This window comes from Oscillospiraceae bacterium (genome assembly GCA_022483045.1).
GTDB lineage: Bacteria > Bacillota > Clostridia > Oscillospirales > Acutalibacteraceae > Caproicibacterium.
The window spans coordinates 202,558-222,272 of the sequence record JAKVOA010000002.1 but is presented as its reverse complement, the minus strand read 5'-3'; the positions used below and the strand labels follow the sequence as shown (position 1 = coordinate 222,272).

15 protein-coding genes are annotated in these 19,715 nt (G+C 54.4%); 6 read left to right on the top strand and 9 right to left on the bottom strand.

Annotated elements, in window-relative coordinates; genetic code table 11:
- Positions 1–119: 119 nt before the first annotated feature.
- From LKE53_09860 to LKE53_09845, 4 genes are read right to left on the bottom strand one after another with little or no spacing between them, the layout of a single operon-like run.
- On the bottom strand, positions 120–1,379 hold the full coding sequence (locus tag LKE53_09860; protein ID MCH3973044.1) for a CpsD/CapB family tyrosine-protein kinase: 1,260 nt from the start codon (positions 1,377–1,379) through the stop codon (positions 120–122).
- 14 nt (positions 1,380–1,393) lie between these two features.
- Positions 1,394–2,584: a hypothetical protein gene (locus LKE53_09855; protein ID MCH3973043.1), complete on the bottom strand. Its 1,191-nt coding sequence runs from the start codon at positions 2,582–2,584 to the stop codon at positions 1,394–1,396.
- Positions 2,581–3,813 (bottom strand): glycosyltransferase, encoded by a 1,233-nt coding sequence (locus LKE53_09850; protein MCH3973042.1) that lies wholly within the window; start codon positions 3,811–3,813, stop codon positions 2,581–2,583. The genes LKE53_09855 and LKE53_09850 overlap by 4 nt, the downstream gene beginning before the upstream one ends.
- A complete protein-coding gene (locus LKE53_09845; GenBank protein MCH3973041.1) occupies positions 3,810–5,360 on the bottom strand; it encodes an O-antigen polysaccharide polymerase Wzy family protein in 1,551 nt (516 codons plus the stop codon). Before LKE53_09845 ends, LKE53_09850 begins: the two co-directional genes overlap by 4 nt.
- 251 nt (positions 5,361–5,611) lie before the next feature.
- Between LKE53_09845 and LKE53_09840 the strand changes: the two genes are divergently transcribed.
- Together LKE53_09840 and LKE53_09835 are read left to right on the top strand one after the other, a co-directional pair.
- Positions 5,612–6,130 carry a TIGR04002 family protein gene (locus LKE53_09840; protein MCH3973040.1) on the top strand — a complete coding sequence of 173 codons (519 nt, stop codon included), beginning with the start codon at positions 5,612–5,614 and terminating at the stop codon, positions 6,128–6,130.
- 92 nt (positions 6,131–6,222) lie between these two features.
- Positions 6,223–7,542, top strand: a complete 1,320-nt coding sequence (locus LKE53_09835) for an oligosaccharide flippase family protein (protein MCH3973039.1) — start codon at positions 6,223–6,225, stop codon at positions 7,540–7,542.
- A 415-nt stretch (positions 7,543–7,957) separates the two neighbouring features.
- On the opposite strand, the gene LKE53_09830 is transcribed toward LKE53_09835, so the two are convergent.
- The 5 genes from LKE53_09830 to LKE53_09810 all read right to left on the bottom strand — a co-directional run bounded on the left by LKE53_09830 (position 7,958) and on the right by LKE53_09810 (position 14,072).
- On the bottom strand, positions 7,958–9,139 hold the full coding sequence (locus LKE53_09830; protein ID MCH3973038.1) for a DUF975 family protein: 1,182 nt from the start codon (positions 9,137–9,139) through the stop codon (positions 7,958–7,960).
- Positions 9,140–9,286: 147 nt separating this feature from the next.
- Positions 9,287–10,300 carry a ketol-acid reductoisomerase gene (gene ilvC, locus LKE53_09825; GenBank protein MCH3973037.1) on the bottom strand — a complete coding sequence of 338 codons (1,014 nt, stop codon included), beginning with the start codon at positions 10,298–10,300 and terminating at the stop codon, positions 9,287–9,289.
- Between the two features lie 184 nt (positions 10,301–10,484).
- Positions 10,485–10,964: an acetolactate synthase small subunit gene (ilvN, locus tag LKE53_09820; protein ID MCH3973036.1), complete on the bottom strand. Its 480-nt coding sequence runs from the start codon at positions 10,962–10,964 to the stop codon at positions 10,485–10,487.
- Between the two features lie 13 nt (positions 10,965–10,977).
- On the bottom strand, positions 10,978–12,642 hold the full coding sequence (ilvB, locus tag LKE53_09815; protein MCH3973035.1) for a biosynthetic-type acetolactate synthase large subunit: 1,665 nt from the start codon (positions 12,640–12,642) through the stop codon (positions 10,978–10,980).
- A gap of 152 nt (positions 12,643–12,794) precedes the next feature.
- The gene (locus LKE53_09810) at positions 12,795–14,072 is read right to left on the bottom strand and encodes a DUF1015 domain-containing protein (protein MCH3973034.1); all 1,278 of its coding nucleotides are present in this window, start codon (positions 14,070–14,072) and stop codon (positions 12,795–12,797) included.
- Positions 14,073–14,476: 404 nt separating this feature from the next.
- On the opposite strand from LKE53_09810, the gene LKE53_09805 reads away from it, so the two are divergent.
- The 4 genes from LKE53_09805 to LKE53_09790 are packed head-to-tail and all read left to right on the top strand — an operon-like array spanning position 14,477 to position 19,427.
- On the top strand, positions 14,477–15,562 hold the full coding sequence (locus tag LKE53_09805; protein MCH3973033.1) for an ABC transporter ATP-binding protein: 1,086 nt from the start codon (positions 14,477–14,479) through the stop codon (positions 15,560–15,562).
- The gene (locus tag LKE53_09800; GenBank protein ID MCH3973032.1) at positions 15,563–16,267 is read left to right on the top strand and encodes an ABC transporter permease; all 705 of its coding nucleotides are present in this window, start codon (positions 15,563–15,565) and stop codon (positions 16,265–16,267) included. It begins immediately after the preceding gene.
- Between the two features lie 17 nt (positions 16,268–16,284).
- The gene (locus LKE53_09795; GenBank protein MCH3973031.1) at positions 16,285–17,904 is read left to right on the top strand and encodes a GldG family protein; all 1,620 of its coding nucleotides are present in this window, start codon (positions 16,285–16,287) and stop codon (positions 17,902–17,904) included.
- Positions 17,904–19,427, top strand: coding sequence for a DUF4340 domain-containing protein (locus LKE53_09790; protein MCH3973030.1), 1,524 nt, complete (start codon positions 17,904–17,906; stop codon positions 19,425–19,427). The genes LKE53_09795 and LKE53_09790 overlap by 1 nt, the downstream gene beginning before the upstream one ends.
- Positions 19,428–19,715 lie beyond the last annotated feature (288 nt).

The following is a 19,715-nucleotide window of genomic DNA, read 5'->3' as shown; positions in this document are numbered from 1 at the left end:
TTTTTTACACTTTATATTCTATACGAATACGAGAATCTCTGCAGGCGAAGCTTGCCGAAAAGCCGCAAAAAAACCGCGGGAAATTTCCCCGCGGCTTTCAGTATTTACAAAAAGATCAATTAGGCGTCGGTCACGACAAAGCCGGAAAGATTGCCGCCGGCTTCTTTGGTGGCGCTGATGGCGCCGCGCATGACATTGTAGGAAGTTGTGCCATACTTTGCGGTTAGAAGCACCGCGTTGGGGCAGGAGGCAATGCTGTCTGCATCGGGGTAGTCCGGCTGAGACGGCGCGCAGATAATTACGCTGTCATATTCGCTTTCGGCTTCTTCCAAAATTTCAGAGAAGCTCTTGGTCAAAAGGTCGGCCGGGTTTTCGCTGCCCGCGGCACCTGCCAGCAGGGAAAGGTTTTTATGGGCGGGCACTTCCACAGCGGCTTCGGTAACAGTGCTGCGGCCGTCCAACACATCGCGCAGGTTCTTTTCGGGTTTTACGCCCAGCAGAGAGGCCAGCTGCGGGTCACGCAGATCGGCATCAACTGCCAAAACGGTGCGTCCAGCCTGTGCAAGGGAAATAGCAAGGCCGGCGGCTGTCTGCGGCGTGCCGCTGTCTTTTCCGGTGCTTTCAACCAGCAGGCTCTTGGCGGCTTTCGGCTGATTTAAAACAGCGGTGCGCATTCTGCGGAAAGCGTCGGCCTGCTTGTCTTTATCGCCGGTATGCGGGACATTACCCAGAAACTTGAGTTCCAGCAGCTCGGCTGCGCCTTTGCCGCTGTTTACCGCGTGGTTTGTCAGCACGCGGATAAGCCCATAGCATACAAAGATTAAGAAACCGAGCGCCGCCCCCAGAATCCCGCCTTTGAGCATGGCGGTATTTTGAGAGTGAGAAGCAGTGTCCAGTGCTTTTTCACTGATGAAAACGGAAAGCTTTGGCGAGGGGAACTGCTGCACCATGTCATCTGACAGAATCTGTGCGGCCGTGTCGGAAATCTTGGCGGCCAGGCTGGCGTTGCTGGTCTGGATTGTCAGCTTTACAGCAGGGGCACTCTTTACCTGCTCGCCGGTAATCTTTTTGATAACTTCCTTTTTAATACCCAGTTTGTCGGCGGTGCTTTCCAGCAGGTCGTTGGAGCTTGCCTCTGCGACAGCAGCCTGTACACGGTAGTTTAAAATATTGGTGTACTGCTGGCGGTAGTCGGCATCCGCGTTTTCCGGCACCTGGCAGTTGAGCATCACGGTGGTGTTGGCGGTGTAGGTATAGCTGGCAGTTTGTAGCGGCAGCAGACTGCATACTACGCCGAACAGCACGACAACCAGCAGAAATTTGATCCATTTGCGCCTAAAAAAGTGCATGACGTCTGAAAAACTTACATACAGCTCCATATTTGGGGCCCTCCTTATTTTTTGGCGTTATCGGCACCCGCAAAACGGAGCACCTTTTCCATAATGATCTTCCAATCGAAATGGTCAGCTGCATACTGCCGCTCCTGCCGGGAAATTTCCGGGTGCCGGCGGCAGCGCTGCGCAAAGCGGACCACAGCGGCTATATCAACCGGCGACGGGTCATTTGCAAGTTTCATAGCAAAAGGCGCATCGACCGGCAGCGTATCTTCATAAGCGTACAAAAACGGAATGCCCGCCGCGCAGTATTCGCGCGACTTTAAGGGCGAGAGCCAAGTCAGGTGAATTTGATATACCCCAAGGGAGGAAACCGCCGCATCGCACTGACTGTAAAGGACAGAAAGCTCCTCTGCATTTTTGTAGCCGAGAAAGACAGCGGCGCTGCCCAGCGAAAGGGACGACGCCCGGGCTTTCATATCCTCGATGGTTTGGTTGGCACCTACAATCTCAAAGCAGACCTCCGGGTCCTGCGGGGATTTTGTCTTTTGGTACTGCGCAAGGCCCTCAAGTACGCGGAAATAGCCGTGCGCGACCGACGTGCCTGCCACGCCCAAAAGGCGGATAACCGGGTCGGTGCTGTTAGGCTGTTTCAGGGCGATTTTGTCGACAGCAACGCCGTTGTCGATGGTGACAGCCGGAATGCCCCACAGCCGTGTGACCGGTGCACCAAAGACCGCAAGTGCATCGACACAGCGCTTCATGCGCGGTGCGGTTATGGCATGCTGCCAGATTTCCAGCAGATGGCCGGCTAGGGCGCGCATATCCTTTTTTTGGCGGTCTACCCGCAGAAAGCGTTTGTACTCACCCCAATAGGGGTAGGTCGCTATCTCAAAAATGACCCGGCAGGCGGGATCTGCCGCTTTAGCGGCCGCGGCAGCTTTCAGAGCATAGGGGTTAGACAAAAACCCCTTAATGTACACGGCATTGTACTGTCCGCTGCTTAAAAAGCCGCAGATTGCCGCGGTAATGGCGGCCTGCCGGTCGCGCCAGCGCAGGCCGGGGGCAAGATCTGTGTGCTGCAGTTCACTGCCGGCGGCGCTGCAGAGCAGGACACGCTCCCCTTGCACGCAGGTGTAGTGCGCCTGCCAGCCCAGGCGGGCGGCGCCCTCGGTCTGCCCGGCTACCTTTTTTAAGATGCCGGCGTACTGTTTGGTTTTGCTGACATTGCTGATATATAGAAAATTCATGATAGGCTCCCACAACTCAGGTCATGATAAAAATTCTGGTAATTTTTTTCTGCGTTGAATTTTTCGGCCCAGAGGCCGCGCGCGTTTTCGCACAGCGCCGTGTAGTCTGCCGTGGGCAGGTCGCGCAGGCGCTTGACCGCCGCTAAAAGTTCCTGCGGGGCAAACGCTTTGGGCAGCAGAAAGCCATTTGTGCCGTCCTGTACCAGCTCGTGGGTGCCGCCCACATTGGTGGCAATCGCCGGAATGCCGAAGGAAGCGGCTTCCATCACGGTGACAGGTACGCCCTCGCTTTCACTGACATTGACAAAGGCGGTGACCGGGTGGCTTTTGTAGTATTCCAGCACTTCTGTATTTTTCATCTGCCCTAAAAATTCGGCTGTGACGTTTGGCGGCAGGCTTTTTGCCTTTTCGCGCAGTTCCGCTTCCAGCGGTCCGCCGCCCAAGTGGGTCCACGTGACGGGAAAGTCCGCCTGCTCCAGCGCGGAAAGAATCAGGTGCAGCCGCTTGACCGGCACCATGTATGAGCACGAAACCAAGTGCAGCGGTGTCTGCCGCGGCTGCCCCAGGCCGCAGTCGTTTGTGCCAAGATAGGCGCAGGTTATCTTTTTGGCAAGGGCCGGCCCAGCTTCTTTCTGCAGCACCGCCGCGCCGTCCTGCGAACAGGGGAAAATATGGTCGAGATGAGCGAAAAGATACGGCCGCAGGGGCAGGTAACCGCTTTGGCGGCGCTCTTTATGAATATCGAAGCCGTGCGCGCGGGAAATCAGGCGTACCGAAACGCCTTTTTGGCGCAGGTCTTTGGCAAAGCGGACCGCGGCCGCGGCCGCTTCATACAGCCAGTAGCTGTAAAGGACCACAGAATCGCCGGGCTCTGCCGACACGGCCTGCTTCAGCGCAGTGTAGATTTCTTCTGTATGTTTTAAAAAATACACAAGGTCGTGGGCGCGCGCGAGGGTATATTGACCGGCTTTGTGCAGAGCAGAAAGGTCCTGCCGTGCGGCGGGGCAGAAAAGCAGGCGCGCATAGGTGCTTTTACCAAGGGGGCTGCGCTGCAGGTGCACAAGCGTGCAGCTTTCGGGAAGGGGCTTTGTCTGCTGCGCGCCGGGCTGCGGGCTGCAGGGACACACCAGAATACGGTCAAACCCGGTCGCCTGCAAAAGCTCTGCGGAAAGAAAATCCTCGCCGCTGCCCAGGGGGAACGATGTGGTCAAAAGAATTAGCAGCTTCAATCAGATGGCACCTCCCGTGCGGGGCAGATACTGCCGTTTGTGCGGCGCAGATGCGCGCCCAAGCGTGCAATGAGCAGCGCCAGCAGGTAAATGCCGATAAAGTAGAGCAGATAGGTAATTGAAAAGGTATTGAATACCCAAGAAAGCGCAAAGTTGCGCGGCACGTACACCAGCTCTTTGACAGCGAGCAGGGAAAGGGCCAGCACCGGCCAAGAGCGCGTGAGCATCGATGAGAAAAAGCGGAAAGCAACCCCAAAAAAGCCGCTGACAACCGCAACACCCGCCATGCCAAAGCCAAGGTAGGCCTCGGCGACATAGGTGGTGCCAAAGCCGCCGCCGGAAAGGTAGCGCGCCGGGTCGACCATGTAGGTCAGCACGTGGGCCAGATTATAGTTTGTCAGTACATACTGTGTGCTTTGGGTGCTGACAATCGGCGAAAGCCCGAAAATCGTTTGGGTAAGCGGATTGTTGTGTACAAATTCAGTACACGGATAGAAAATAAACTGCCAGGCGGTCTGGTGGTCAAAGCGGTCCCAGCAGTTTACGGTCTGCTGTACCACGCGGTAGGTGGCCCCCTGCGAGTAAATAAAGTTTGAAATCATGTTGAGCAGGTTGTGCCCAGAGCCGCTGCCCGAGCGCCGCACCGCCACTACCTGCAGCAGGTACACCAGCACTACGGCCAAAATGAGAATCGGCACAATGCGCTTTTTTTGCACCAAGCGCTGCTCTTTGGGCAGTAGACGGTCGCGCAGCACAAAATAGATGAGCAGCATAAGCGCCTCACAGACAAAGGTGTTGCGCCGGCCGGTCAAAAGGGAAGAGAGCATGTAGACACCGTAGACGAGAAGCGGCAGCCGCAGCTGACGCCGGTCTGGCAGAGTTGCCAGAAACACCGCGAAAGAGGGCACAAAAAACATGGAGAGCCGGCTGATGACGCTTGGCACTTCATTTTCAATCTGCTTGGTGTACGACCCCAGGTACCCGTAGCGCAGCACCACCGAGATGCTGCGCACCAGCATAAAGAAGAAAGCCAGGGAGCTTATCAGCAGCACAATTTTGCTGATTTGGCGAATCAGCGGGGTCAGCTGGTCGTTGTGAAAGACGGCCGGGTCCCGCTTGGCAAGGGCCTTTTCCCGGCGCAAAAACAGCGGCGCACAAAGCTTGTACCCCGCATAGGCAAACAGCAGCGCAAAGGTGACAATCTGCAGCGCTGAAAATAAATTTTCGTAAGAGCTGGCCTCTAGGTTATACAGCAGATCAGCCTGGTCTTTCGCCCAAAAAGCAATGTAGACGCGCCCCAGCAGCAGCAGGTCAAAGGAAAGGGTAAAGACCAGCATGGGGAAGTCGCGCCGAAAATGGCTGCACAGGTCGCAGAGGATGCCGATATTCAGAATAAAGTTGGCCCAAAGAAGCACATACACCGCGCCTGCGTAAAAGAAACTGTTGAAAATCGGCATTAAATTTGCCGCTATGAGAAGAACACCGCCGACACCGAAAAACAGTGTGTTGCGCAGGGTGCTGCGTGCCCTCAGCCGGTCTGCCGTCATGGGTCCACCTCCAAAGTAATTTAAAAGTCCTACTATTATACCATGAAATTTGTGCACTGCCAAATTTTTTTCGGGAAAGGCAGCGCGCGCTGCGGCAGCGCCCAAAGCCCGCCAGAAAGAACTGTACCTTTAAAATTTTTACAAACTGTCTATTTCAATCATTCCAGTTTTTCGGTATGATAGGGATAATTTCCAGTAATACAGCCGAGGGCAAAAACGACCCCCGGGAAAAAGGATGGGTGACAGGATTTATGAATAAAAAGTCTTTACATTTAGGGGTGACAGCCGCGCTGTTTGGCGCGCTGATTTTCGTCGTTACAGCCTATATTCTGCACATTCCGACCCCGGCCACCGGGGGCTACATCCACCTGGGCGACGCTTTTGTGTATTTGGCGGCCAGCATGCTGCCCGCGCCGTACGCGGTTGCGGCGGCCGGCATCGGCGAGGCGCTGTCAGATGCGCTGACCGGCAGCCTGGTGTATGCGCTGCCCACGCTGCTGATAAAGTCCCTGATGGCGCTGTGCTTTTCCACGGCCGGGGCCAAGCTTTTGACAAAGAGAAACGTGGCCGCGACCTTTGTGGCCGGCGCTGTCTGCGTGGGGGGCTACTACCTGACCGAGGCCGCTTTGCTGCATAGCTTTGCGTCGCCGCTTGTTGAGATTGTGCCAAACCTGGTGCAGGCCGGCGCCAGCGCGGCGATTTACCTGCTGCTTGCGCGTGCCCTCGACCGTATCCGCATGAAAGACCGCGTCGCGGCTTTTGTGCATTAAGGCGCATCTGCCGTTGTTATCTGGTGGGAAGCATGGTATAATAGACTCCATATTTATTTTTAGCCTGTAAATTTATGGAGCATACAAACAACATGAAGAAAAAAGAAAAAAGGATACACAGTGACGTTGTCCGGGATTCCCTAAATACCTTTGGCACCAATGCATTTGGTGCAGTGCTGGGCCTTGTTTCGTCCATTGTGGTGTTGCGCCGCGTAGACCCAACGGTAAAGGGCTACTACAATGCGGTGCAGACCTGGGGCGGCGGTTTTTACACCCTGGTTGGGTTGAGCATTGCGGCCTCTATTATCTATTTTGTAGCGCGATTTAAGATTGAAAATACAAAAAAGTCGATTTTAAAACTGGGCGCGGCGGTCTTTGCGCTGATTGCTGTTGTGGGCACAGCGGTTATGGTGCTGCTGCGAAACAGCTCTTTTTTCAGCAAGACGCCATCGCCTTTTTTGGCGGCCATTGTCGTTTACGCGCTGTGCTCGCTGGTGCTAAACCTGTGCACCGGGGTCCTGCGGGGCGAAAATAAGTTTAAATCCTTTAATATGATTAACCTGACACAGCGGATTTTGGCCACGCTGCTGGCACTCTATATTGCGTTTCGGCCCTCGGCCTCTTACTGGATCTGGGGCACGGTCGCCATTTCTGCCGGCATGATTGTGTTTGCCCTGGTGTGCATCCGCCGCTGGAACGGCCCGCGGCCCAAGCCGATACCGGATGACGACTACCCGGTGCCGCAGGGCGCCATGCTGAAGTACAGCCTGAAAGCACATGTCAGCAACGTTTTGACGTATATCAATACTTTTTTAGGGACTTATATTGTACAGGGCAGATACGGAATTAAGAATCTGGGCGTTTACTCTACGGCATTTACCATTATGCAGCAGGTCTGGATTTTGCCGGACGCGGTCAGCCAGGTCATTATGAGCCGCATTGCCGCCATGAGCGAGCAGAAAGACAAGCTGCACCTGACGCTGATTTCGACAAAGGTGGTCACGTACGTCACAGCTGTGGCGGCCCTGCTCATTTTGTGGCTTGCCAATATCTTTGTGCCGTGGCTGTTCCCCATGTACAAGGGTGCTTTGGCGCCTTTGGCGTATTTGATTGTCGGTTCTATTTTCATTTCCTACGCAAAGGTGCTGGGCAACTCCATTTCCGCCTATGGCCGGCCAGAGCTCAACATTATCCCCACGGTGCTGGGGGTTGTGTCAAACTGTATTTCCTGCCTGCTTGTGATTCCGCTGATGGGGATTAACGGCGTGGCGCTTTCCACCTCTATTTCTCTGACAGTGCAGGGCCTTTCCAGTGTGGCAATTTTCTGTGCCTATTCACACACGCCGCTTTACCGGCTGTTTGTGCCTACCCGTGAAGAACTGCGCTCGGTAAAGAATGTCTTTAAAAAATAAAGCAAAGCGGTGAGGCCTGCCCGGATTTTAGGCCCCCTGAGATGCTGAAAAAGAATGCTCTGCCGGGAGAAAACCGACAGGGCATTTTTTATGCTTGCATGGAGCGAAAACGAAACAGCCGGCAGGCAATAGGGAGCATTCCACCGAAAAAGCGGCGATTCATCCCGTATACCGCCGAAAGCATATATCTGTCTAAATGGAGCGAAAACGAAACAGCCGGCAGGCAATAGGGAGCATTCCACCGGAAAAGCGGCGATTTATCTCGCATACCGCCGAAAGCATATATCTGTCTAAATGGAGCGAAAACGAAACAGCCGGCAGGCAATAGGGAGCATTCCACCGGAAAAGCGGACGCACAAAGCATAGAAAGGCCCGCGGACAGCGCTGCTGCCGCGGGCCTTTGGCAAAGGGAAATTTATTGCTTTTCATCAGAATCTGTGCTTTCGGCCGGGTTGGTGCTCTGCGCATTGTCTGCAGGAGCGTTCTGTGTATCGTCCGCCGGGCTGGTGCTCTGCGCATTGTCTGCAGGAGCGTTCTGTGTATCGTCCGCCGGGCCGGTGTTCTGCGGATTGCCGTAAGGTGCGTTCTGCGGATTGCCGTAAGGTGCGTTCTGCGGATTGCCGTAAGGTGCGTTCTGCGGATTGCCGTAAGGTGCGTTCTGCGGATTGCCGTAAGGTGCGTTCTGCGGATTGCCGTAAGGTGCGTTCTGCGGATTGCCGTAAGGCGCGTTCTGCGGATTGCCGTAAGGCGCGTTCTGCGCATTTGCCGTATAAGAGCCGCCAAATGGGTGCGGTTGATACGGTGACTGCTGCGGGGCAAGGCAGAGCTCAGCGGGGTTCAGTTGGCCCATCTGAATGGCGCGGTCGCGCACGAAAATGTACAGCTCTGCGCGGGCACTGTCCAGATAGGGGGCCAGGAAAGAGGCGCTCATGCCCAGCGTGATTACCGAAGTGAGGCCCACTAGGACATACCACCAAAAGAAAGAGAGGTCAAAGACAAACAGTCTGCCTTTTTCGCCGTCAGAGAGCATACGGCTGAGCTGACGGGCGCGTTCCCCAGAAAGGTTGGGGTTGTCGGCCAGCAGGTATTCCACATAGTAGTACTGATAAGATTTTACAATACCAGGAATGAAAAACAAAAGACTCCACAGCGTGATAAAGAGTTTTGTCAGGAATACCGCGCCAACGGTGTTGCCCCAGTTCTGTTTAAAACCGCTGAAAATAGTGGAAAAGCGGGTATCGCCAAAGCGTTTGTGCAAAAAGAAACGGCACAGGCCGACCGAGAGGGCAATGCCGATAAAGATAGAGACCAGTACAGTCACCAGCCACATAATCGGGGAAATCGTGCTGAAAGGCATTAGAGGTACGCGGTATCGGTAAGAAAAGACGCCATAGTCATTGTAATAAGTACCGGAATAGAATTTACCCCAATGGCCCATTCGGGTTATTAGCTCAGGCCAGCGCTGCGCTATACAGACTGTGGAAAAAATACCGCCGGAAAGCAAAAGCGTAACCAGGCAGGCGGCAAAGCTGACCCAATAGTGTCCCTGCAGGGAAACTTTGGCGTTGCTCTTTATAATGGATCGCTGCCATTTCATAAAAATCACCTCACATAAAGAATGAAAAGACAAAAGATATATTCAAAGTTTATCATGGAGCCTGCTGAAAAGCAAGAAAAAGCCGCACGGGGAAAAGGTTTCCCTATGCGGCTTTTCTTACAGGGGTTCTGTATGCTAAAGGAACAATTAGTCAGCGTACTTTGTGTTGTCCTTGTTCCAAGAGTACATTTTGCGCAGCTCTGCACCAACTTTTTCAAGCTGCAAGTCTGCATTCATCTTGCGGCATGCATTGAAGTGGCAGCGGCCGTTCTTGTTCTCTGCAATCCACTTGGAAGCAAAGGTGCCGTCCTGGATTTCGTCAAGGACCTGCTTCATAGAAGCCTTGACAGCCGGGGTGACGACGCGCTTGCCAGTCTCGTAATCGCCGTACTCGGCGGTGTCAGAGATAGAGTAACGCATGAAGCTGAAGCCGCCGGTGTAGATCAGGTCAACGATCAGCTTCATCTCATGAATGCACTCGAAGTAAGCGTTCTCCGGCGGGTAGCCAGCCTCGACCAATGTTTCAAAACCGGCACGCATCAGGGCAGTTACGCCGCCGCAAAGGACAGCCTGCTCGCCGAACAGGTCGGTTTCTGTTTCAATCTTAAAGGTGGTTTCCATCAGTGCTGCACGTGCTGCGCCCAGGCCTGCGCCATAAGCCAGCGCGGTCTCAAGGCAGTGACCGGAAGCATCCTGATATACAGCGACCAGTGCCGGGGTGCCTTTGCCCTCGACAAACTCACTGCGCACAGTGTGGCCCGGTGCCTTTGGTGCAATCATGAAGACATCGATATCCTTCGGCGGGACAATCTGGCCGTAATGGATATTGAAACCATGAGCAAAAGCAAGTGCCTTGCCAGCAGTCAGGTTAGGCGCAATGTCGTCCTTGTAAATCTGTGCCTGCTTCTCATCAGGTGCCAGCACCATGATAATATCAGCGGCCTTTGTGGCCTCTGCAGTGGTTAGAACCTTAAAGCCCATGTCTTTTTCCGCATGTTCCCAGCGCTTGCTGCCTTTGTACAGGCCGACAATGACGTTGACACCGCTGTCGCGCAGGTTTAGCGCATGGGCATGGCCCTGGCTACCGAAACCAATAACGGCAACAGTCTTTCCTTTGAGTACATTGATGTCACAGTCCGCGTCATAATAGATCTTTGGCATTGTTCTGTTCCTCCTTGTCTTACTGTTAGTAAGAGAATTAAGTATATAACGGAACTCTTGGAGCACTTAAACCAAGACTCGCCCCCACAAGCGCCGGGCGCTCCTCATTGCGTAAGAAGCTCTGGAAAGAGTTGGGTTGACAAAATAAAAATAGAAATCAAAATAACAAATACAGGAATGCGCCTTAGTGGCAGCCTTTTTCTACTGCAATGGCGCCCGCCCGCACAACTTCTTTAAAGCCGTACGGCCGCAGCAGGTCCAAAAGGGTTTCGGTGCGCTCGTCTGTGTCACAAAACTGCAGGGTCAGCGTACTGGTGGTGACATCGACAATGCGGGCCTGCATCAGCTCGGCAATTTTCATTACGTCGCCGCGGTCCCCTGTGCGGCAGCTCACCTTTACCAGCGACAGCTCGCGCGAAATAAAGCGGCCGGGCTCCAGTACACGCACCTTGATTACCTGTATCAGCTTGTTGAGCTGCTTTTCCACTTGCTCGACCATGTGCTCGTCGCCATCGACGACAATCGTCATGCGCGAAACCGTGGGGTCCTCTGTCACGCCAACAGCTAAAGAATCAATGTTAAAGCCGCGGCGGGAAAAAAGCCCCGCTACTTTGGAAAGAATGCCCGGCTGGTTTTCTACCAGAACGGAAAGCGTATGTTTCATTTCCGGCGCCCCCTTATATGCTGGGTGTGGCGGGGTCTACCCGGCACACCAGAATGTACGGGCCGTCTTGCTGAAGCATTTGGGCAGCCTGCTCTTTGGCGGCGGCATTGTTTTTGGCAAAAGAGGCGCGAATGCCGTAACTTTCGGCAAGCTTTACGAAATCGGGCTCGCCGCCCTTTAAGATTGTGCCGATGTAGCGGCCTTTGTAAAGCTTGTCTTGAAATTCTTTTACCATGCCCAGAGTGCCGTTCTGCATAATGATAATTTTAATGTCGGTGCCGGTCTGCACCAAGGTGCCAAGCTCACACATGGCCATTTGGAAAGACCCGTCGCCGCATACGGCAACAACCTGGCGGTGCGGCTTTGCCATTTTTGCGCCCACCGCGGCGGGAATCGCGTACCCCATGGTGCCAAGGCCGCCGCTGGTTAAAAAGCGGCCTTCCTTGACATTGAAGTTGCGCGCGGCCCAAATCTGGTTTTGGCCGACATCCGCAACCAAAATGGCGTTGTCCTCCATCATGGCGGAAAGGTCACGGATAAACACACGCGGTTCTACGAAATCTTCCCGCGGCTCGCCACGCGGCGGAAACTGGTTTTTGTAGTCCAGCACCTTCTGTTTCCACGCCTCGGGCACGGTGTCGGTCACGCCCTCGGTCAGGCTCTTGAGCACCTGCCGCACGTCGCCGACAATGGGAATATCAACCGGCATGTTTTTGCCGATTTCGGCGGGGTCTACATCAATGTGGATAATGCGGGCCTTTTCGGCGATCTGCTGCGGGGCAGAAACCGCGCGGTCGCCCACGCGTGCACCGCACAGCAGCACAAGGTCGGCCTGCTGCATGGTCAGGTTGGCGCTTTCGCGCCCGTGCATGCCAATCATGCCCAGGTACAGATCGCTGTCCATGGGTATGACGCCAATGCCCATCATCGTGGCGCATACCGGAATGCCGCTTTTTTTGGCGAAAGCAGTCATTTCGTCGCGGGCATTTGCCAGCACCACGCCGCCGCCGCAGCAGATAATCGGCCGCTCGGCCTCTGCAATGGCGGCAAGCGCTTTTTTCACCTGCAGGGCGTGGCCCTGTGTGCGGGGCTTGTAGCCGCGGATATTAGCCTTTTCCGGGTACTGCCACGTGGCAACCGGCTGATTCTGTACATCGGTAGGTACATCAATCAGCACCGGGCCGGGGCGGCCGGTAGAGGCGATATGAAAAGCCTCTTTAAAGATCCGCGGCAAGTCAGCGGCATCTTTTACGAGGTAACTGTGTTTGGTAAAGCTTTCGCAGGCGCCGGTGATGTCGGCCTCCTGAAAAACGTCGCGTCCCAAAAGCCACGAGTTCACCTGCCCGGTGATTACCACAAGCGGAATGGAGTCCATGTACGCGGTGGCGATGCCGGTGATGAGGTTGGTCGCCCCGGGGCCCGAGGTGACAACGCACACGCCCACTTTTCCGCAGGAGCGCGCGTAGCCGCTGGCCATGTGGGCGGCGTTTTGTTCTTCCCGTACAAGGATGTGCTTGATTGCAGAGGCAGACAGGCAGTCGTAAAACGGGCAGATTGCCGCGCCCGGATAACCGAAGATCCGGCGGACGTTCTCTTTTTCCAGGCACTTGACCATGATCTCTGCGCCGGTTGCCACTGCAAACACCCCCTTGTGCTGCTTTTTTGGGTACACAAACATGAATCAACAAGTACTGCTGATTCATGTTTGACTTTGATTATATTATGAAAAAGTGGCCGCGTCAATATGCTTTTGGCATTTAATAGCGTAAAATCAAAAATATTTTGCAAGAAAGGCGGATATAAACTGCAAAAAGCAAGAAAAAAGGCGGCTCAGCGCAGAATATCCATCTGGTTCATGGCAAGGCCCGTGATGAGTTTCGGGTAAAAGTAGGTGGATTTCTGCGGCATCTTCTCGCCGGCGGCGGCCACGTCGCGGATTTCGGTGACGCGGGTGGGGTTCATTAAGAAAGCGCACTGGCTTTCCCCTTTCTGTACACTGGCGACTGCTTCCTCAAAATCGCGGGTATAAGAAAGGTTTATCTGCTTTGCCATATTTTCCTTGTCAATGCCCAGTACCTTTTCGAGAATCAGCGTATGTAAGACCGATACATCCAAACCGCGGCTGGCGGCGGATTTGTCGGGAAGGGCTTTGTCCATGACAGAGAGGTCGCGCAGGACCAACAGGTCCCAGTCCTCGCCGCCGCAGTAGCAGGCAAAGGCTTTTTGGCCGGCCGCATAGCATGCGCTGAGTTTTTCGGGAATGCTGGCAAGGCCGGAGACGCGGGTGATGTCAAAGGAGCCGCGGCAGCCGTCCAGCAGCTTTTCTCGGCTGAAGTCCTTTAGACCGTGGATCAGCCGGTGGGTCGGGAACACGACCAGGCCCGGGTTTTCCATGTCGACCAGCATCATCATGCAGTAGTCCGGTTCGCTGGAGATAACACCCTGGTCGCGGCACCAGTTGCGAAAATTGAGTGCAGTCTCGTAGCGGTGGTGGCCGTCGGCAATGTAGAGGCGGCGGGTGGCAAAGTCGTCACAGACAGCGGCAATGGCGACCGGGTCGTTGACAAGCCACAGCCGGTGGGTGACGGTGCCGTCGGAAAATTCATAGCGGGGCGTGCCGGTGCTCAGGGCGTCAATGCGGTTTCTGGTAATCTGTTTTGGGTCCATATATAAAGAATAGATTTGGCTGAAGTTGCAGTAGGTGGCCTGCATTAAGTCGAAGCGGTCCTTTTTGGCGCGGCTCAGGGTCTCTTCATGCGGCAGAATGACGCCATTTTCAAACGGCTCCAGCTTGACGCGGCAGATAAAGCCCTTGATGCGGTTTGTCTGGCCGTTGGCGGTAAATTCCTCTTCATAAATATAGAGACCGGGCTGTGTGTCTTCCTGCAGAATGCCCTCGGCTTCCCACTTTTTCAGCACAGAGCCAGCCTGGGCATAGGGATTTTCGCCGCGGGGCAGCTCCAGCCGAATAATATTGTAGGGACTTTCGGCAAGAAACGCGCTGCGTTCCTCTTCGCTGATGATATCATAAGGCGGGCAGGTCAGCTTGGCAATATCGCCGGCCTTTTGGGTATAGCGCAGTGCTCGAAACGGTTTGATAACGGCCATGAAAGGTGCCTCCTCAAAATACGGTATCGAAACATACAGAATTTGACGGCCCCGCGGCAGGCCCCAAAAGCCAAGCGGCCTTTGGCGGGTTTGTATTATTGTAACCGCAAAGGTACAGTTTCGTCAAGCAAAGCGGTAAAACTTTCTCCCTTTTTGGGGAAAACGAAAGAAAGCAAAGAAAAACCGCAGGGGAAATTTGCAGGCAGTCTTTTACGTGGCTTTCTGCTGTTTTCAAAGCAAGCGGGCAGGGGGCAGATCCGCTTCTTGTACATGGCTTTATCAAGTCACCCGAAATTCACACAAAGTTCAGAAAGGGGCAGTATACTTGCAAAGACTGCGAAACTTTTCGCAACCGGCCGCCTGCGGGCGGGCAAGAAAGTAACACATAAAGGAGTTGGAAACGGATGATCGAAGTCAGCCACCTCACCAAACGGTACGGCCTTAACACAGCCCTGTCGGATGTGAGCTTTTCGGTGGAAGGCAGCGGCGTAGTTGGTTTTCTAGGGCCAAACGGCGCCGGCAAATCCACAACCATGAACATCATCACAGGGTATCTTTCGGCCACCAGCGGAACGGTTACAGTAGAGGGACACGATGTACTCGATGAGGCCGACGCCGCCAAAAGCTGCATCGGCTATCTGCCGGAGCTTCCTCCGCTTTACATGGATATGACCGTGGAAGAATACCTGGACTTTATCTTTGATTTAAAGAAAGTAAAGAAATCAAAGAAAGCACACATCGGCAAAATTTGCCGCTTAACAGGGATCGACCACGTCTATCCGCGCCTGATCGGCAACCTGAGCAAAGGCTACCGCCAGCGGGTTGGGCTGGCACAGGCCCTTTTGGGCGACCCGCCGGTCCTGATTTTGGACGAACCCACCGTAGGGCTTGACCCAAAGCAGATTATCGAAATTCGCAACCTGATAAAGAACCTTGGCAAAACGCATACCGTCATTCTTTCTTCCCATATCCTGCAGGAAGTAGAGGCAACCTGCGAGCGTATTTTAATCATCAACAACGGCAAGCTGGTCGCGGACGGCACCCAGGAAGAGCTGGCAAAGACCGTAGAGCCGCAGCGCCTGCAGGTGGAAATTGAGGCACCAAACAGCGAGGCGCAAAAGGCGCTGAAAGCCCTGCCGCATGTCAAAAACGTGCAGCTGCAGGGACAGAGCGAGACCGGCGTGTGGAAGTATTCCCTCGACGAAGACGCCGACACCCGCCGCGAAGTTTTCAGCCTGTGCTGTGACAAACACTGGACCCTGCTGGCGATGTCACCCCGCCGCAATACGCTGGAGGAAATCTTCCTGCGCCTGACTTCCGGCGAAACGGAAAATACCCAGACGGAAGAAATCGAAAAAGAAAGCCGCAGCGTACGCGCCGCGGCGGCCAGTGTGGTCGGCTACACAGTGCCAAAAACAGACGACGAACTGTCGCGCAAAGAAGAGAAAAAGGCCGACAATCAAGCGGAGAGCAAAAAGGAGGAGAAATAAATGGGTGCAGTGACCAAAAAAGAACTGAAACAGTATTTTCACTCGCCAGTGGCGTATGTCTGCCTGGGCGTGCTGGCGGCGCTGTTTGGATTTTCCTATGCACAGGTTTATCTTTCCGGCAGCTCTTCTAATATTTCTTACGTGTACAATAATATGTTTATCTGGTGTATGCTGATTATCCCGATTCTCACCATGCGTACTTTTAGTGAAGAGCAGCGCAGCAAGACCGACCAGGCGCTTTTGACCGCGCCGGTCAGCACCATGGGGATTGTGGGCGGCAAATTTGTCGGCGCTTTCTGTATTTACTTTATCGGCATGACCCTGTCGTTGATTCCCGCAGTGGTGCTCTCCTTTTCGGCATCGCCCAGCTGGTCCATGATTTTCGGCGACTACCTGGGCGCGCTTTTCTTTGGCGCAGCCATGACCGCTATCGGCATTTTTATTTCGTCCTTAACCGAAAACCCGATTGTCGCGGCAATTGGCAGCATGGGCATTGCCGTGCTGCTGATGGTGATTGACAATATTTCCAGTGCGGTAAACAACGAAATTTTCTCTAAGATTGTTTCGTGGATTTCTTTTTCCAGCCGCTACAAGCAGTTTACTTCCGGTACATTTGATATCAGTGCAGTGGTGTTTTTTGTTTCTGTTACAGTAGCGCTGCTGTTCCTAACCGCCCGGCGGCTTGAGAGCCGCCGCTGGCACTGAGGGGAGGCAGTGAGCAGATGAAAGATAAAAAAACAGACCTGCAAAAATCAGAGTACGTGAAAGATAAAGAAAAACAGGCTGCCGAAGACGCAGCCCAAAAGCGCCGCAAACAGGAAAAAGAAGCGAAAAAAGAAAGAAAAGAAAGCCGCCCGCCCCTGCGGCAGCGCATGCGTTCACAGCGGTTCCGCCACGGTGCAGCTGCCCGCGCGGTCACCGCGCTGGGTTTGGTTGTGCTGGTGCTGGTGAATGTGCTGGTTTCTTCTTTGTCAGACCGCTACCCAAGCATGAATATTGACCTTTCCGCAGGCAGCCTCAACTCCCTGAGCGACAGTGTCAAAAAAGTGGTGGACAATGTAAAGCAGGACACCCAACTGATTATTATGGGTACAGAAGAGCAGGTCAAGAACAACGAGATTCTCTCTTCTTACAGTGTAAAGTACAGCCAGGTGGGTGTGCTTGCCGGCAAAATGGCCGAGCGCAACCGCAAAATTTCGGTTGTATATAAGGATTTGGATAAAGACCCGACCTTTGCGACCCAGTACTCCAGCGACAGCCTGACAACCGGCGACGTGGTGGTAAAAACCGCAAAGCGGTCTTATGTCGTCAAATCTACAGATTTGTTTGATGTGCAGAGCGACAGCACCACGGGCAGCCAGTCGGTTTACACCCAGGTGGGCGATGCACTGGCCGCGGGCTTAAATAACGCCAACTCGGACAACCTGCCGGTCATTGCCTTTGAGACCGGCCACCAAGAGCAGCTGGACGCAAGCGCTATGAAGAAACTGTGCACCAGCAACAACTTCCAGACCAAAGATGTCAACCTTTTGACTGACAAGATTCCGGCCAACGCCCAGATGGTGTTTATCGGTGCACCAAAGACCGACTACACCGACAGCGAAATTAAAAAACTGGACGCCTTCCTTTCCTCCACCAGCAGTACGGCCGACCGCGGCATTCTGCTCTCGGCCCATGTCATTGACCCCGCGAAGTTCCCGAAGCTTTCGGCGTTCCTCAAGGAATGGGGCATTAACCTGCAGAACAGCGTGGCGATGGAGTCGGACGCAAGCAAATATGTGATGGAGCAGCCGGCCTATATTTTGGCGGATGCACAGACCGATATCACGCTGAACAAATCCACTACTTCTTACAGCAACCTGCTGATGCCGATTGCCCAGACCATGACCCTTTCTGAGGTCACCGGTGTTACGACCAGTGCGCTGATGAAGTCTGGCAGCACTTCTTATAATGTGGGCACCACTGGCAGCGATACCTCGTCTTCCGGCAAGACAAAGCAGGCCTCTGTCGTGGCGGCGATTGGGCAGAAGTCCCTGACCTCTGGCAGCAAAAAGATGACCGCAAGCGTAGCTGTATGCGGCAGCGCGGTCTTCTTTACCGACGGCATTGTCAACGCGAATACTTACGCAAATGGCACCTGGAGCGCCGACCTTGCCCGCTATATCACCGGCACCGGCGGCACCGGCTCGGTGACAGTGACGCCGATACAGACCAATGCTTCTGATATAAAGCTTTCCAGTGCGGCGGCCATGGTGCTTGGCTTTGGCGTATTTACCGTGATCATTCCGCTGTGCCTGTTTATTGCGGGCATTGTGGTTTACCGTAAAAGGAGGAAGCTGTAATGAAGCACCCGAAACGGACGCTGATCGTGCTGCTGGTCTGTGTAGCGGGCCTGGCGGGCGCGCTGGCGTGGCTGCACTTTTCCCCCTCCAGCAGTACGAGCTCTTCCTCTTCCAGTTCGTCGGAAAGCACCGTTTCCCTTTACAGCTATAAAGACAGCGACCTTGCCAGCATGACCGTAAAAAACAGCACCGGCACCTATACTTTTGTGCCGGACGCGGCGGCTACGGCAAAGGCTGCCAGTGAGTCGGCCGCCTCTGCAAAAGCGGCGGCTGCCTCGGCGGGGTCTTCTGCGGCAAGCAGCGCGGCCTCCAGTGCATCGGCGAAAACTGTTTTTAAGATTCAGGAGCTTTCCGGGGTGTCGACCTCAGCCGATACCGTCAGCACCGCGGTGCAGGACGGCTACAGCCTTTCTGCAATTAAAAATATCGGTACAGCGGCGAGTTCCCTTGCGGCGTATGGGCTGGAAAACCCGACCATAACCATTACCAGCACCTTTAAAAGCGGAAAAACCATAACGCTGTTGGTCGGCAATGAAACCCCGCTGGATACTTCCGCGCGGTACGTGAAACTGAAAGACAGCGACAGCGTCTACGCCGCGAGCATTTCCGATACCCTCTTAAAGGGTCTGCCAGCTTACCTTTCCACACAGGTGACCAGTATCTCGGCGCCGGCTTCTTCCTCCACGTCTTCCGATTCTTCCACTTCGTCGGAATCCTCAGCGGTGGCCATGGCTTTCAGTAAAATTGATGTAAAAAATCAGAATGGAAGTTTTTCGCTGGTTCGTTCCGGCAGCAGCTGGAGCGTAAATAACCGCCCCGCCGATGGCGACAAGGTAGAGATCCTTGCCAGTGCGGCCTCGGCGGTCAGCGCCTCCAGTGCAGTGGCACTGGACCCGACCGCGGCGCAGCTGAAAACCTACGGGCTGACAAATCCGGCCTGTACACTTTCCTATACCTCCACTTCCGGCAGCGGCACGCTGCTGATCGGCGGGCAGGAGAGCAGCGGCGGCTACTATGTGATGATGAAAGGCGGCCGTGTCGCTTACCTGGTAGAGAGCAGCAGCCTTTCCTGGCTGACACAAAAGGCCTTTGACCTGCAGCGGACGACAATCCTGGAAAATACACAGACTGAAATAGCCGGCGTTACGCTCAAGAGCAGCAGCGCAAGCTACAATCTGGTCATCACGCGCGCAAAGAATGCGAGCTCCTCGACAGAGGACAACACCGCCTATACTTACACCGTTCAGGCTAACGGCAAAAAGATTTCCGGTGAAACCGCGTATTCTACATTCTTTACCAAAGCTGCCGCGCTCAAAGTGCTGGAAGACAGCACCGCAAAGCCGACAGGCACGCCCGCATGGACATTGACGCTGACCGGTTTTGACTCGAAAGTGCACCATACCTACCAGTTCTACACTTCCGGCGACCGGCGCTATCTGGTTACAGCAGACGGCACGACGCTGGGCCTTGTGAGCAGCAGTGATGTGGATGCACTGGCGACGGCTGCAAAAGCAATTCAATAATCAAGGAAACAACAGAAGAAAAGCAAGACAAAAAAGAGCCGCGTGCCCCGTAAAAAGGGTTCGCGGTTCTTTCTTTTTGGAGAAAAAAAGGCAAAGAAAAACCATAGATTTTGTTTGCAGGCGGTGCTTGCCCCGCCCGTCTGGCTGTCTTACCCTGCTTTCTACCGCTTTCTCAGAAAGCGGGCGGGGTTTGGGGCGGCGCCCCAAGACCTTTTTCTGTAAAGCAGGTTTGGGCTGCAAGCCCAAGTAGGGAGTCTGTCCCTAACGCAGGTCGGGACCATTCCAGTG

What these genes read in the sequence shown, in the direction of transcription:
- LKE53_09860 (MCH3973044.1), bottom strand. Translation starts at nt 1,379, where the DNA reads ATGGAGCTGTATGTAAGTTTTTCAGACGTCATGCACTTTTTTAGGCGC.
- LKE53_09855 (MCH3973043.1), bottom strand. Translation starts at nt 2,584, where the DNA reads ATGAATTTTCTATATATCAGCAATGTCAGCAAAACCAAACAGTACGCC.
- LKE53_09845 (MCH3973041.1), bottom strand. Translation starts at nt 5,360, where the DNA reads ATGACGGCAGACCGGCTGAGGGCACGCAGCACCCTGCGCAACACACTG.
- LKE53_09840 (MCH3973040.1), top strand. Translation starts at nt 5,612, where the DNA reads ATGAATAAAAAGTCTTTACATTTAGGGGTGACAGCCGCGCTGTTTGGC.
- LKE53_09835 (MCH3973039.1), top strand. Translation starts at nt 6,223, where the DNA reads ATGAAGAAAAAAGAAAAAAGGATACACAGTGACGTTGTCCGGGATTCC.
- LKE53_09830 (MCH3973038.1), bottom strand. Translation starts at nt 9,139, where the DNA reads ATGAAATGGCAGCGATCCATTATAAAGAGCAACGCCAAAGTTTCCCTG.
- ilvC (MCH3973037.1), bottom strand. Translation starts at nt 10,300, where the DNA reads ATGCCAAAGATCTATTATGACGCGGACTGTGACATCAATGTACTCAAA.
- ilvN (MCH3973036.1), bottom strand. Translation starts at nt 10,964, where the DNA reads ATGAAACATACGCTTTCCGTTCTGGTAGAAAACCAGCCGGGCATTCTT.
- ilvB (MCH3973035.1), bottom strand. Translation starts at nt 12,642, where the DNA reads ATGTTTGTGTACCCAAAAAAGCAGCACAAGGGGGTGTTTGCAGTGGCA.
- LKE53_09810 (MCH3973034.1), bottom strand. Translation starts at nt 14,072, where the DNA reads ATGGCCGTTATCAAACCGTTTCGAGCACTGCGCTATACCCAAAAGGCC.
- LKE53_09805 (MCH3973033.1), top strand. Translation starts at nt 14,477, where the DNA reads ATGATCGAAGTCAGCCACCTCACCAAACGGTACGGCCTTAACACAGCC.
- LKE53_09800 (MCH3973032.1), top strand. Translation starts at nt 15,563, where the DNA reads ATGGGTGCAGTGACCAAAAAAGAACTGAAACAGTATTTTCACTCGCCA.
- LKE53_09795 (MCH3973031.1), top strand. Translation starts at nt 16,285, where the DNA reads ATGAAAGATAAAAAAACAGACCTGCAAAAATCAGAGTACGTGAAAGAT.
- LKE53_09790 (MCH3973030.1), top strand. Translation starts at nt 17,904, where the DNA reads ATGAAGCACCCGAAACGGACGCTGATCGTGCTGCTGGTCTGTGTAGCG.